The 12740-nt window shown below is 71.2% G+C and carries 11 protein-coding genes and 2 pseudogenes; 9 read left to right on the top strand and 4 right to left on the bottom strand.

The features are described from left to right. Positions 1-322: 322 nt before the first annotated feature. From ACFY8U_RS05820 to ACFY8U_RS05805, 4 genes are all read right to left on the bottom strand, one after another. Entirely contained in the window at positions 323-1426 is a 1104-nt protein-coding gene (locus tag ACFY8U_RS05820; RefSeq protein ID WP_389566053.1) for an aliphatic sulfonate ABC transporter substrate-binding protein, read from the bottom strand. A gap of 77 nt (positions 1427-1503) precedes the next feature. Continuing rightward, complete coding sequence (locus tag ACFY8U_RS05815; protein WP_389566194.1) at positions 1504-1599, bottom strand: putative leader peptide; 96 nt, start codon at positions 1597-1599, stop codon at positions 1504-1506. 158 nt (positions 1600-1757) lie between these two features. Then, positions 1758-2216 (bottom strand): Rrf2 family transcriptional regulator, encoded by a 459-nt coding sequence (locus ACFY8U_RS05810; RefSeq protein ID WP_361594194.1) that lies wholly within the window; start codon positions 2214-2216, stop codon positions 1758-1760. Between the two features lie 53 nt (positions 2217-2269). Further along, positions 2270-3226, bottom strand: coding sequence for an amino acid ABC transporter permease (locus ACFY8U_RS05805; protein WP_389566050.1), 957 nt, complete (start codon positions 3224-3226; stop codon positions 2270-2272). Between the two features lie 840 nt (positions 3227-4066). On the opposite strand from ACFY8U_RS05805, the gene ACFY8U_RS05800 reads away from it, so the two are divergent. The 9 genes and pseudogenes from ACFY8U_RS05800 to ACFY8U_RS05760 all read left to right on the top strand — a co-directional run. Next, positions 4067-5197, top strand: a complete 1131-nt coding sequence (locus ACFY8U_RS05800; protein WP_389566047.1) for an LLM class flavin-dependent oxidoreductase — start codon at positions 4067-4069, stop codon at positions 5195-5197. Next, a pseudogene (locus tag ACFY8U_RS05795) lies at positions 5194-5694 on the top strand (GNAT family N-acetyltransferase); the annotation flags it as partial. The gene ACFY8U_RS05800 and the pseudogene ACFY8U_RS05795, both read left to right, overlap by 4 nt. A gap of 125 nt (positions 5695-5819) precedes the next feature. Further along, positions 5820-6791: an ABC transporter substrate-binding protein gene (locus tag ACFY8U_RS05790; RefSeq protein WP_389566044.1), complete on the top strand. Its 972-nt coding sequence runs from the start codon at positions 5820-5822 to the stop codon at positions 6789-6791. Between the two features lie 14 nt (positions 6792-6805). Further along, the gene (locus tag ACFY8U_RS05785; RefSeq protein WP_389566041.1) at positions 6806-7840 is read left to right on the top strand and encodes an amino acid ABC transporter permease; all 1035 of its coding nucleotides are present in this window, start codon (positions 6806-6808) and stop codon (positions 7838-7840) included. Beyond that, complete coding sequence (locus tag ACFY8U_RS05780; protein WP_389566038.1) at positions 7837-8628, top strand: amino acid ABC transporter ATP-binding protein; 792 nt, start codon at positions 7837-7839, stop codon at positions 8626-8628. Before ACFY8U_RS05785 ends, ACFY8U_RS05780 begins: the two co-directional genes overlap by 4 nt. 41 nt (positions 8629-8669) lie before the next feature. Continuing rightward, entirely contained in the window at positions 8670-9653 is a 984-nt protein-coding gene (locus ACFY8U_RS05775) for an ABC transporter substrate-binding protein (RefSeq protein ID WP_389566035.1), read from the top strand. 29 nt (positions 9654-9682) lie between these two features. Then, positions 9683-10240: an NADPH-dependent FMN reductase gene (ssuE, locus tag ACFY8U_RS05770; RefSeq protein WP_389566033.1), complete on the top strand. Its 558-nt coding sequence runs from the start codon at positions 9683-9685 to the stop codon at positions 10238-10240. Positions 10241-10314: 74 nt separating this feature from the next. Beyond that, the gene (locus ACFY8U_RS05765; RefSeq protein ID WP_389566031.1) at positions 10315-11526 is read left to right on the top strand and encodes an LLM class flavin-dependent oxidoreductase; all 1212 of its coding nucleotides are present in this window, start codon (positions 10315-10317) and stop codon (positions 11524-11526) included. Between the two features lie 115 nt (positions 11527-11641). Beyond that, a pseudogene (locus tag ACFY8U_RS05760) lies at positions 11642-12700 on the top strand (LLM class flavin-dependent oxidoreductase); the annotation flags it as partial. Between the last annotated feature and the right edge of the window lie 40 nt (positions 12701-12740).

Here is a 12740-nt window from a genome sequence, read left to right as displayed (position 1 = left end):
ACCGCCGCCGCGAACGGCGTGATCTTCGCCTCCGCCAGCGCACGGACCGTCTCCCGGAGCATGTCGTGCTCCTCGGACAGGCGATACAGGTCGAAGTCCTTGCCCATGATGGTGAGCTCCCCTTAGTCACGCGACTGGCTTGTGGCACTGAGTACCCTCAGCAAAACACACTCAGTGCCACAGGCGCCAGTGGCTCCGCCGAGCCGGCCGGAGCACCACCTCGGGCGCGCGTGCTCCGCGCAGACCGGAACGGGGCGGGAAACACGACGGCCGGCCGCCCTCGGGTCATGAAGACCCGAGGGCGGCCGGCCGGCTGGGGGTGCTACTTGACGCCTAGACCGGCGTCGGGGACCTCGGGTTCGCCCGCGGCCTTGAGGATCTTGTTCAGGTGCTTCAGGTCGTAGATGCCGCCGAGGTCGGGCTTCTCGAGGAGTCCGGCCTCGACCGCGTGGTCGGCCTGGGCCTGGAGCGTCGAGGCGAGCGGGTCGTTGGTGAACCGGATCGAGGGCCAGGCGCCGTCGATGACCTTCGCCCCGAGGGGCTTACCGGTGAGTTCCTCGAGCTTGGCGTTGGCGGAGGCCTTGGCCTTGTCGGGGTTGGCGTTGATCCACTTGTTCGTGGCGACCGAGCCGCGCAGCACCGCTTCGACGACGTCCGGGTGCTCGGCGAGGAACTTCTGCGACACGATGATGTTCGTGATCACGAACTTGTTGTCGGGCCACAGCGACGCCTCGTCGAGGAGGACCTTCCCGCCCTCGCTGACGATCTTGGAGGCGGTGGGCTCGGGCACCCAGGCCCCGTCGATGGAGCCGGTCTTGTAGGCGTCCGGTGTGACCTTGTTGTCCGTACGGAGTACGGAGACGTCGCCCTTGCCGCTCTGGGCGTCGACCTTCCAGCCCTTCTCGGCGGCCCAGTTGAGGAACGCGACGTCCTGGGTGTTGCCGAGCTGCGGCGTGGCGATCCGCTTGCCCTTGACGTCGTCCAGGGTCTTGATCTTCTTCGGGTTGACGACCAGCTTCACGCCGCCGGAGGCGGAGCCGGAGATGATGCGGAGGTTCTTCCCCTTCGACTTGGCGTAGCCGTTGATCGAGGGGGAGGGGCCGATGAAGCCGATGTCGATGGAGCCGGCGTTCAGCGCCTCGATCTCGGAGGGGCCCGCGTTGAAGGTGGAGACCTTCAGCTGGGTTCCGCCCAGCTCCTTCTGGATGATGCCTTCCTGGTCGCCCACCAGGGCGGTGGCGTGGGTCAGGTTCGGGAAGTACCCGAGCCGGACCGTGTCGGCCGAGAGCTTCTCGCCCTCGGCGGCCACCTTCTTCTGGTCGCTCTTGGCGTCGGAGCCGTAGCCGCACGAAGCGATCAGGAGGGGGAGTGCCGTGATGACGGCGACGTTGCGCAGGGTGGTGGTGAGCGGTCTGGCGGCAGACACGGAGGTGTCCTCTCAGGGGCTGGGTGATCAGGAAGGTGCGACGGACGGCCTGAGGTGTGAGGCGTGAGTGCCTCGGCTCAGGCGGGCCGACAGAGCGCGCTGGACGTACGGCCGAGGTCGATGTGACGACGTGAGGTCAGCAGGGGCGACCGATGGTCGGTGCGGTCGAGCATGTGCATGGCCATCACGTGCCACCCCCTCGCGAATTCCTAGTTCTCCTACCTGGTTGCTAGGGATCGTGGCAGAAGGTCGCCGACACCCCAAGAGGCATTTCATATGTCGGACGGGGATGTCTCGCTTTATGGGATGGGCCGGTCAGGGGCCCGGTGGGTCAGGGGTTGACCCAGGCGTCCGGAGCGGTGGCCAACTCCGATACCTCGGGGGGCAGTTCGGCCGACGCGACATCGGCGAGCGACACGCCTTCGAGGATCTCGCGCACATTGGACCGCAGTGCGACCCAGAGGGGGAGCAGTGATTCGGCGGGGCCGGTGTAGGACAGATCGGGGGGACGGACCCCCCGTACCGAGACGAGTGGTCCGTCCACGACCCGTATGACGTCCGCGATGCTGATGGACTCGGCGGGCTTGGCCAGCCGGTAGCCGCCGTTGCCGCCCCGCCGGCTGACGACGAGACCGCCCCTGCGCATGTCGTTCAGGATGCCTTCGAGGAACTTGTGCGGGATGTCCTGCGCATCGGCGATCGCCTCGGTCTTCAGTGGCTCGTCCGACCGCGATGCGGCGAGTTGCAGTGCGGCACGTACCGCGTAGTCCGCCCTGGCTGAGATCCGCATGGGAGCAGTATCCCGTACGGCTGCGGCGCCCGGGGCCGCCGCGTCCGTGGTGTTCACGCGCGCGCTGCGCCGAGCCGGGCCCGGAGCCGCTGCAGCGGGGTGGGCGGGAGGGCGCGGGCGGAGCCGCGCGCGTAGTGGCGCTCGACGTAGTACTGGGCCGTGCTGAGCACGGTCGTGACCGCGATGTACCAGAGAGTGGCCACCATCAGCAGGGGGACGACCTGGTACGTCTGGTTGTAGACCAGCTGCACCGAGTACAGCAGGTCGTGGACGGCGAGGACGCTGACGATGCTCGTGCCCTTCAGTGTGCCGATGAGCATGTTCCCCGCGGTCGGCACGATGGAGCGCATCGCCTGCGGGACGACGATCCGGCGCAGGGTGCGCCCGCGGCCGATGCCGAGTGCCTGCGCGGCCTCCGTCTGGCCGGCGTCCACGGAGAGGATGCCGCCGCGCACCACCTCGGCGGCGTACGCGGCCTCGTGCAGCGTCAGGCCGATGACCGCGGTGAGCGTGGGGCCGAACAGGTTGACCGTCTGGACGGAGACGAACTGCGGCCCGAAGGGGATGCCGAGGCCGAGCGTCGGGTACAGCGCGCCGATGTTGAACCAGAAGAGCAGCTGCACCAGCAGCGGGGTGGACCGGAAGATCCACACGAAGCCCCAACTCAGGCTGCCCAGCACGGGGTTGCCGGACAGGCGCATGACGGCAAGCGGGATGCCGAGAAGGAATCCGAGCACCATCACGACCGCCGTCAGCCACAGGGTGAGCAGCAGCCCGTCGAGGACGGCCGCGGTTGTGACGTACTGGCCGACCACCTCCCACTGGAAGGCGCGGTTACGGACGACGGAGTTGACCACCATCGCGAAGACCAGCAGCGCGACGGCGGCGGTCAGCCACCGGCCGACTCGGCGGCGCGGGACGACAGGCGGCAGATCACGCTCGGGTCGGACCGTGGAGGAGTCGACGGACACGGCGGGGAGAGGGGCGGCGGTGCCGGACGGCGGGACCATCAGGAGGTCTCCAGACGAGGGAGGCGCGGGCGCGGGACGGGGGGATGAGCACGGGCGCGGGGCTGCGGGATGAGCACGGGCGCGGGACGCTGGGGTGGACGCGGGCGCGCGGCGTGGGACGGGCGGCGGGCGCGCGGCGGCGCAGTGGGCGCGAGAGGCAGAGTGGGCGGCGCGGGCGGGGCCGCGGTGAGCACGTCATCACGCTCGCCGCGTCCCTCAACGCGGCGGGGCGGCGGCCGCGTGCGAGGCGGAGCCGGTCCGTGGTCGATCGTAGGCGTCCGCGCCGCGTCCGTGTCAACGACGCCCATTTGTGTCAGCCACGCTAAGGATCCGACCAACTCGCCCCCGGAGGCCGGGCGATGGTTGACGAGCAGCGAGATGTACTGCTCAATGGGTCGCATGGATGCCGATCAGCGCCTGGTCACCCGCCACCACATCGACTTCTGTCGCGTGTGGTCCGCAGCGTGTTGCGCCTGACGCGGCAGCGGGCCGTCCGACCGGCCCTTCCCTCCTTCGGTGCCCCCGTCGCGGGCCGTTCCCTCCCTTCGTAGCGCCGCCGTACGCGCGCACCGCACCACCTGCCGCGTGCTCGTGTACGGACGGTCCTGCGTGACGTGACACGCGCTGCCGCCGCCCCGCCAGGACCGAGGCTCACGCCCCGGCGTCATCACACCTGCTCACCCTCCCGCTTGCTCACACCCTGAAGCGCCCGCCGTCGCACCCGGCCGCCCCCAGGGCCGCTCCGGCGTGCCCTGCCCCGTGCCGACCGTGCGCCGGCCCACGAGGTCCTGACGACCCAGGACCTCAGGACCCGCAGGACCTGAGGAAAGGCCGACTCCCATGCCCGTGGAATTCCTTGGCATCGCCGCCACCCACGACGGTTCCGAGACCACCCCGCGCTCCGGCGCCGCCTTCGACAAGGAGTACACGCTCCGGCTCGCCCGTGCGCACGAGGAGCACGGCTGGGACCGGGTGCTGTTCGCCTACGGTTCCGGAGCGCCGGATCCCGCTCCGGCCGCCGCGTACATCGCGAGCAGGCTGGACCGGCTCCAGATCCTGCTCGCCCACCGGCCGAACGTCTCGTACCCGACCTTCGCCGCCAAGACCTTCGCCACCCTCGACCAGATCAGCGGCGGCCGGCTGACCGTCCACTTCATCACCGGCGGCAGCGACCACGAGCAGGGCCGCGAGGGCGACACCCTCACCAAGGACGAACGCTACGCCCGCACCCGTGAGTACATCCGGATCGTCAAGAAGATCTGGACCACCCACGAGCCCTTCGACCACGAGGGCGAGCACTACCGCTTCCACGACTTCGTCAGCGACGTCTTCCCCGTCCAGAAGCCGCGCCCCGACGTGTCGTTCGGGGGCTCCTCGCCCGCCGCGTACGCCGCGGGCGGCGCCGAGGCCGACATCTACTGCCTGTGGGGCGAGCCGCTGGTGGAGACCGCCGGGCAGATCGAGGAGGTCAAGGCCGCCGCGAAGGCCGCCGGCCGGACCGACGTACCGCGCATCCAGGTGGCGTTCCGCCCGATCATCGCCCCGACCGAGGAGCTGGCCTGGGAGAAGGCCCACCGCACGGTCGGCGCCATCAGGGAGCGGCGCGCGAGCGGACTCGTACGGCACCACCGCGGCGACGCCCCGCAGAACACCGGATCGCAGCGGCTGATCGCCATCGCCGAGGCGGGCGAGCGCTACGACCGCGCCCTGTGGACCCCGACGGCCGCGGCGACCGGCGGCGCGGGCAACTCGAACGCCCTCGTCGGCACCCCGGAGACAGTCGCCCAGGCCCTGCTCGACTACTACGACCTCGGCGTCGACATCCTCTCCGCCCGGGGCTACGACCTGCTGGACGACGCGATCGACTTCGGCCGGTACGTGATCCCGATCGTCCGCGAGGAGGTCGCCAAGCGCGACGCCGAGCGCGCGGCACGAGGCACGCAGCAGACCCTCGCGGCGGTGAACGGATGACCTCCGTGGCACAACCCTGCGCGTCGATCGATCAGTTGACGGTCGTCCAGGTCCCCGTGTCCGACCCCCGCGTCGCGCCCCTGCTGCGCGAGCTCGGCGACGAGTACGCGGCCCGCTACGGCACGGACGCCCACACCGAACTCGCCCGCTACCCGGACGAGGAGTTCACCGAGCCGTACGGCGGGATCCTGCTCCTCCTCCTGGAGCGCGGTGAGCCGGTCGCGGGCGGCGCGTTCCGGCGGTACGACCCCGCCACGGCGGAACTGAAGCGGATCTGGACGCACTCCGCCCACCGGCGGCGTGGACTGGCCCGCCGCGTCGTGGCCGAACTGGAGCGCGAGGCGGCCGCCCGCGGCTACCGGCGGATCTTCCTGACCACCGGTCCGCGCCAGCCCGAGGCCCGCGCCCTCTACCTGGCCGCCGGCTACACGCCGCTGTTCGACACCGAGGCCGCACCCGCGACCCTCCGTCTGCTGCCGTTCGAGAAGCACCTCCCGCGGCGTCCTGCCCCGCCCCTCCCGCAGCACCACGAGAAGCACCACGAGAAGCCCGGCGAGAAGCCCGACGAGAAGCCCGGCGAGCAGCGCGACCCCGAACGCGACCCCAGAAAGGGCGCCGTCCTGTGAACCTCCCCGCGATACGCGCGATCGGAAGCCGGCTGCGCCTCGCCGTCCCCCTGGCCCTGCTTCCCGTACTGGCGCTGACCGCCTGCGGTTCCGGCGGGGCCCCCGGTGCCACGGCGGTGGGCCCCCGTGCCTCCGCCGCGCCGACCGACGACCCGGTCGCCGCCGTGCGCACGGTGGACTCCGCGGCCGCCCTGCTGCCCGACGACGTCCGCGCGTCGGGCACGCTGAGGGTCGGCAGCTCCGTCGGCACCCCGCCGGGCGCCTACTACCCGAACGGCGCCGACAAGGCACCCGCCGGCCAGGACATCGACCTCGCCGACGCGGTGGCCAAGGTCCTCGGGCTGAGGCTGGAGCGGCAGGACGCCTCGTTCGAGACGATCCTGCCCGCCCTCGGCAGCGGCAAGTACGACGTCGGGACCGGCAACTTCGGCGTCACCACCGAGCGCCTCAAGACCATCGACTTCGTCACGTACATCAACGACGGCCAGGGCTTCGCGGTGCGGACGGGCAACACCGCACTCGGATCGAAGGTCACCGACCTCACCCAGCTCTGCGGGCTGACCGTCGGCACGGGCGCCGGCACGACCTTCGAAGCGACCCTCACCGCGCGGAAGGGGGTGTGCGCGGAGGCGGGCAAGAAGCCGTACGAGGTGCAGGTGTACGCCGAGAACGGGGCCACCCTCACCGCGCTCCAGCAGGGCCGGATCGACGTGATCATGTCGACCATCAACGGACTGCGGCACCAGGCGGCGCAGCCGGCCTCCCGGACCACGTTCCTCGGCGAGTTCCACCGCCTCGACGTCGGCTTCGCCTTCAAGAAGGGCTCCCCGCTCACCGCGGCCTTCCAGGCCGCCGTCAACGAGCTGATCAAGGACGGGACGTACGCCCGGATCCTCGAGAAGTGGGGCACCACCGAGTCCGCGATCGACACCTCGCGGATCAACCCGCCCGAGCACCTGAAGAGTTGAGCAGGAACGCCACGATGGGACTCACCACCGACCCCGCGGCCCACCCCCTGGCCGCCCCGGACACCACCGCCCGCCCACCCTCCCAAGCGCCGCCCACCAGAGGCGACATGGGATCCGTCAAGGTCATTCCTGTCCGCCACTACGCCCGCTGGGCGGCGGCCGGTGCCGTCGCCGTGCTGGTCGCCCAGTTCGGTCACGGTCTGGCGACCAACCCGGTCTGGGAGTGGGACGTCTTCCGCGCCTACGTCCTCTCCGAGACCATCGTCCAGGCCGTGTGGGTCACCCTCCAGCTCACCGCCTACGCCACCGTCCTCGGCTTCCTCCTCGGCACCGTCCTCGCCTTCATGCGGCTGTCGCGCAGCCCGGTGCTCCAGACCGTCGCCTGGTCCTACATCTGGATCTTCCGGTCCATCCCGATGATCGTCCAGCTGGTGTTCTGGTTCAATCTCAGCGCCCTGTACGAGCGGCTGGGCGTCGGCATCCCGTTCGGCCCGGTGCTCTGGTCCGTCGACAGCAACAGCCTGATCGGCACCATGGGCGCCGCGATCATCGGACTGACGCTGCATCAGGCGGCGTACGCCGCCGAGATCGTGAGGGGCGGCGTCATCGCCGTCGACCACGGGCAGCTGGAGGCCGCCGCCGCGCTGGGCATACCCCGGCTGCGGCAGATCCGGCGGATCGTGCTGCCGCAGGCCATGCGCGCCATCCTGCCCACCGCGGGCAACGAGATCATCGGGATGCTGAAGGGCACCTCGGTCGTCTATGTGATGGCGATCGGCGAGCTGTTCTACCAGGTGCAGGTGATCTACGGCCGCAACGGACGCGTGATCCCGCTGCTGCTGGTCGCCACCGCCTGGTACGTGGTCCTCACCTCCCTGCTGTCGGTCGCCCAGTACTACGTGGAGCGCCAGTTCGCCCGGGGGAGCAACCGCACCCCGCCGCCCACCCCGCTCCAGCGTGCCCGGCGCCTCGTCCATGACCTGCGGGCGAGGGCGGCCCGGCGCGACCAGCCCGTCGTACCCCTGAAACCCCTGGGAGACAGCCGATGAGTGACGTCAGTGTGGTGAGCGACATCGGTGACGTGATGGTGGACGTCCACGGCGTCCACAAGAGCTTCGGCCCGCTGGAGGTGCTGCGCGGCGTCGACCTCCAGGTACGGGCCGGCGAAGTCACCGTGATCCTCGGCCCGTCCGGCTCCGGGAAGTCCACGCTGCTGCGGACCGTCAACCACCTGGAGAAGGTCGACCGCGGGTGGATCGCCATCGACGGCGAGCTGATCGGCTACCGCCGCTCGGGCGGGAAGCTGTACGAGCTGCGGGAGAAGGACGTACTGAAGCAGCGCACCCACATCGGGTTCGTCTTCCAGAACTTCAACCTCTTTCCCCATCTGACCGTGCTGGGCAACCTCGTCGAGGCCCCGGTCTCCGCGCTGCGCCGGCCCCGCGACGAGGCCGAGGAGACCGCACGGCGACTGCTCGCGCGCGTCGGCCTCGCCGACAAGGCGGACGCCTTTCCGCGGCAGCTCTCCGGAGGCCAGCAGCAGCGGGTCGCCATCGCGCGCGCGCTCGCCCTCGAACCGAAGGTGCTGCTCTTCGACGAGCCCACCTCGGCGCTCGACCCCGAGCTGGTCGGTGAAGTCCTCGACGTCATCAAGGACTTGGCCCGCTCCGGCACCACCATGATCGTCGTGACCCACGAGATCGGCTTCGCCCGCGAGGTCGCCGACACCGTGGTCTTCATGGACGACGGTCTCGTCGTCGAGCAGGGCCCGCCCACGGCCGTACTCGACACCCCGCAACACGAGCGCACCCGCGCCTTCCTCTCCAAAGTCCTCTGACCCCCCACCCCCGTTCGCCCTCTTCCGCAAGGAGCACAACCGTGTCCACCGCCTCGCTCACCCGCCGTACCTCCGCCGCTCTGGGACTGGCCCTCACTCTCGCCCTCACCGCCTGCGGCAATCCGTCCGACGGCGGCACGACCGAGGTCGCCGGCGCGTCCGGCCGGACGACGAAGATCAACCTGAGCCCGGACCAGAACCGCGTCACCACCGCCAAGGTCGACTCCATCGCGGCGAAGGTCCCGGAGAAGATCCGCAAGAGAGGCACCCTGGAGATCGTCGACTCCTCCGGCTCCGCGGCGCCGCTGACCTTCTACGCCACCGACAACAAGACCGTCATCGGCGTCGAGACCGACATCGCCTTCCTCGTCGCCGACGTCCTCGGCCTCGAACCGCACATCAACACGGTCTCCTGGGAGAACATCTTCGTCGGCCTCGACAGCGCCAAGTACGACGTCGGCTTCAGCAACATCACCGTCACCGAGGAGCGCAAGGAGAAGTACGACTTCGCCACCTACCGCGAGGACAACCTGGGCTTCGAGGCGAAGAAGGGCAGCGGCCTGAAGGTCGCCGGGCCCGAGGACGTGGCGGGCAAGAAGGTCGCCGTGAGCAGCGGCACCAACCAGGAGAAGCTGCTCGTGGAATGGAGCAAGGAGAACGAGAAGGCCGGCCGGAAGCCGGTCGACATCGCCTACTACCAGAATGACAGCGACACCTATCTCGCCCTCCAGTCCGGCCGGATCGACCTCTACCTCGGCCCCAACCCCACCGCGGCCTACCACGCCGCCACCACCGGGAAGACCGAGGTCGTGGGCACCTACTCCGGGGCTGGATCCACCCTCCAGGGCCTCATCGCCGCCACCACGAAGAAGGACAGCGGTCTGGCCGAGCCGCTCGCCGCCGCGCTCGACGAGGTCATCGAGAACGGCACGTACGCCGAGGTGCTTGAGCGCTGGGGTCTCTCCGACGAGGCCGTTCCCACGTCCGAGATCAACCCGCCCGGCCTTCCCAAGACCAACAAGTGACGCACGCTCACGCTCCCGAAGGGACCGCCATGGCCACCGTCCTCTCCGTCTCCGGAAGCCCCTCCGCCACCTCCCGCACCGCCCGACTCCTGCGCCACCTGGACGCCCGCCTCGCCGCCCAGGGGCACGACGTCGTCCCGCTGGACGTCCGTACCCTTCCCGCCGACGCGCTGCTCGGCGCCGACTTCGGGCACCCGGCGATCGTCGAGGCGACCGCGCTCTTCGACCGGGCCGACGGGGTCGTCATCGGCACGCCCGTCTACAAGGCGGCCTACTCCGGGCTGCTGAAGTCCCTGCTCGACCTGCTTCCGCAGTACGCGCTCGCGGGCAAGACGGTCCTTCCGCTGGCGACCGGCGGAACAACGGCCCACGTCCTGGCGATCGACTACGCGCTCCGCCCGGTCCTCAGCTCCATGGGCGCCGCGCACATCGTCCAGGGCTGGTTCACGCTCGACAAGGACCTCACGGTCGGCGGCGACGGCGCCCTGACCGTCGCACCGAGCGCGGCCGAGGGCCTGGCCCAGGTCGTGGACCGGTTCTCCGACGCCCTCGACACCCGTACGGCCCTGCTGGCGGCCACCGGCTGAGCGCCCGGCCGCCCGCTCCCCGCGGCGCGGCCGGCACCCCGCCTCGTACCGTCGACCAGGAAGGCACCCTCGCCGTGTCCGCACCCTCCGCCCCCACACCACCGTCCTTCCCCGCCCCGCCGCTTCACCCCCACCTCCACCTCGCCGTCGCGCTCGACGGCGCGGCCGGGCACCCGGCCGCGTGGCGGCGGGGGCCCGGCGCCCGCTCCCGGGATCCGCTCACCCTCGGCTCCTGGACCGACCTCGTGACCGAGGCCGAGAGCGGACTGCTCGACTTCGTCACGATCGAGGGCGGGTTCGGACCGCGGTCCCCGAGCCCCACGGAGCCGGACGACCCCACCGACCAGGGGCGGGGCCGCCTGGACGCGGTGCTCGTCGCCGCGCGGGTGGCACGGCACACCCGGCACATCGGCCTGGTGCCGACGGTCGTCGCCACCCATACCGAGCCGTTCCACGTGGCCAAGGCGATCGCCACCCTCGACCACGTCAGCAACGGCCGCGCGGGCCTGCGGATCCAGGTGTCGGCGCGGCGGGGCGAAGCCGCGCCCGTCGGCCGCCGTACGTACCCCAGGCTCCGCGCCGTGGACCGTGACACCCCGGCCGGCCGGGAACTGATCGCCGAGCTGTTCGACGAGGCCGCCCACCACGTGGAGGTGGTGCGCCGGCTGTGGGACAGCGGGGAGGACGAGGCGGAGACACGGGACGTCCACGGCGTCACGGGCTCGGCGGCCACGCCCCGGCCGCCGCAAGGACAGCCCGTCGTGAGCGCGTCGGCCCACGGAAGCGTGCCGTACGGGCTCGTGGGCCGCTCCGCCGACATCGCGTACGTCACCCCGCGCGACGCCGACCACGCGCGGGCCGTGGTCGCCGAGATCCGTACGGCCCAGGCGGACGCTGGGCGGGCGGGGGAGCCGCTGCACGTCTTCGGCGACCTCGTCGTGTTCCTGGACGCCGATCCCGCGGCGGCCGAAGACCGCAGGGCCCGCCTCGACGGCCTCGCGGGCGAGGCGCACACCGGCGGTGCGACGGTGTTCGCGGGTACACCGGATCACCTCGCGGACCTCCTCCTGGAGTGGCGCGCGACCGGCCTGACCGGCTTCCGGCTGCGCCCAGGGGCGATCGCCCACGATCTGGAGCGGATCACCCGGGAACTGGTGCCGGAACTCCAGCGTCGCGGCGCCTTCCGGCGTGCCTACGAGGCGGACACCTTGCGTGGGCTGCTCGGGCTGGGCCGCCCCGCCGAACGCCGCGTCACCGCCCGGCTCGCGGGAGCGGTACGACGATGAGCCGTACGACGACGACACGCGCGAGGACGACACGCGCGACGACGACACGCGCGACGACGACACGCGCGAGGTCGATCCGCCTGGTCACGTTCTCGGAGAACCGGCGGGCCGCCGCATGAAGTTCCTGGCCATCACTCTCATCGTGCACGCCCCGGACCCGGTGACGGGCGTCAAGAAGCCCACGTACGAACGCTTCCGCGAGGTGATCGACAACGCCCTGCTGGCGGAGGAGCTCGGCTTCGACGGCTTCGGTGTCGGCGAACGGCACGAGCGTCCGTTCCTCTCCTCCTCGCCCCCGGTCGTGCTCAGCCACATCGCCGCGCTCACCTCGCGGATCCGGCTGTTCACCGCCGTCACCACGCTCAGCCTCCTCGACCCGGTGCGCGCGTACGAGGACTACGCGACGCTCGACCACCTCTCCGCGGGCCGTCTCGACCTGATCATCGGCAAGGGCAACGGCACCGCGCAGCGGGAGCTGTTCCACGTGACGCCCGAGGACCAGTGGGACCGTAACGCCGAGGGGTACGCACTCTTCCGCCGCATCTGGCGGGAGGACAGGGTGACCGCGGCCCCGCGCTTCCGTCCCGGTCTCACGGACGCCGAGGTGTGGCCGAGGCCGCTCCAGAGCCCCGTCCGCGTCTGGCACGGCAGCGCGACCAGCCAGGAGTCCGTCGATCTCGCCGCCCGCTACGGGGATCCGCTCTTCTCGGCCAACGTCACCCACCCGATGGAGCCGTACGCCGCGCTCGTCCGCCACTACCGGGAGCGCTGGGAGCACTACGGCCACGACCCGGCCCTCGCGGTGGTCGGTGCGGGGACGGCCGGCTTCCACACCGCCCGCACCTCGCAGCGGGCGATCGCCGCGTACCGGCCGGTGTTCGAGGCGAACCTCGCACTCCAGAGGCAGCTCGGCGTCGAGCCGGTGTTCCCGACGCTGGAGGACTTCGTCGAGCGCAGCTCGGCGCTCATCGGCAGCCCGCAGCAGGTGATCGACAAGGTGCACCGGTACCACGAGGCGTTCGGGCACAGCGTGCTCCATCTTCAGGCCGACGCAGGTGGTCTGACGCAGGGTCAGCACCGCGAGTCGCTGGAACTCTTCCAGTCCGACATCGCGCCCGTGCTCCGGCGCGACATCCCGGACCCGCCGTTCCCCTGGGCCCCGGTCCTCGCCGATACCGAGCGCGGTCCCGAGCCCGAGCCCGAGCGCGGTCCCG

This window comes from Streptomyces sp. NPDC012508, from assembly GCF_042902595.1.
GTDB lineage: Bacteria > Actinomycetota > Actinomycetes > Streptomycetales > Streptomycetaceae > Streptomyces.
This window is presented reverse-complemented; position numbering and strand designations above follow the sequence as displayed.

What these genes read in the sequence shown, in the direction of transcription:
- ACFY8U_RS05810 (WP_361594194.1), bottom strand. Translation starts at nt 2,216, where the DNA reads ATGCGGATCTCAGCCAGGGCGGACTACGCGGTACGTGCCGCACTGCAA.
- ACFY8U_RS05780 (WP_389566038.1), top strand. Translation starts at nt 7,837, where the DNA reads ATGAGTGACGTCAGTGTGGTGAGCGACATCGGTGACGTGATGGTGGAC.
- ACFY8U_RS05800 (WP_389566047.1), top strand. Translation starts at nt 4,067, where the DNA reads ATGCCCGTGGAATTCCTTGGCATCGCCGCCACCCACGACGGTTCCGAG.
- ACFY8U_RS05785 (WP_389566041.1), top strand. Translation starts at nt 6,806, where the DNA reads ATGGGACTCACCACCGACCCCGCGGCCCACCCCCTGGCCGCCCCGGAC.
- ACFY8U_RS05805 (WP_389566050.1), bottom strand. Translation starts at nt 3,226, where the DNA reads ATGGTCCCGCCGTCCGGCACCGCCGCCCCTCTCCCCGCCGTGTCCGTC.
- ssuE (WP_389566033.1), top strand. Translation starts at nt 9,683, where the DNA reads ATGGCCACCGTCCTCTCCGTCTCCGGAAGCCCCTCCGCCACCTCCCGC.
- ACFY8U_RS05815 (WP_389566194.1), bottom strand. Translation starts at nt 1,599, where the DNA reads ATGCTCGACCGCACCGACCATCGGTCGCCCCTGCTGACCTCACGTCGT.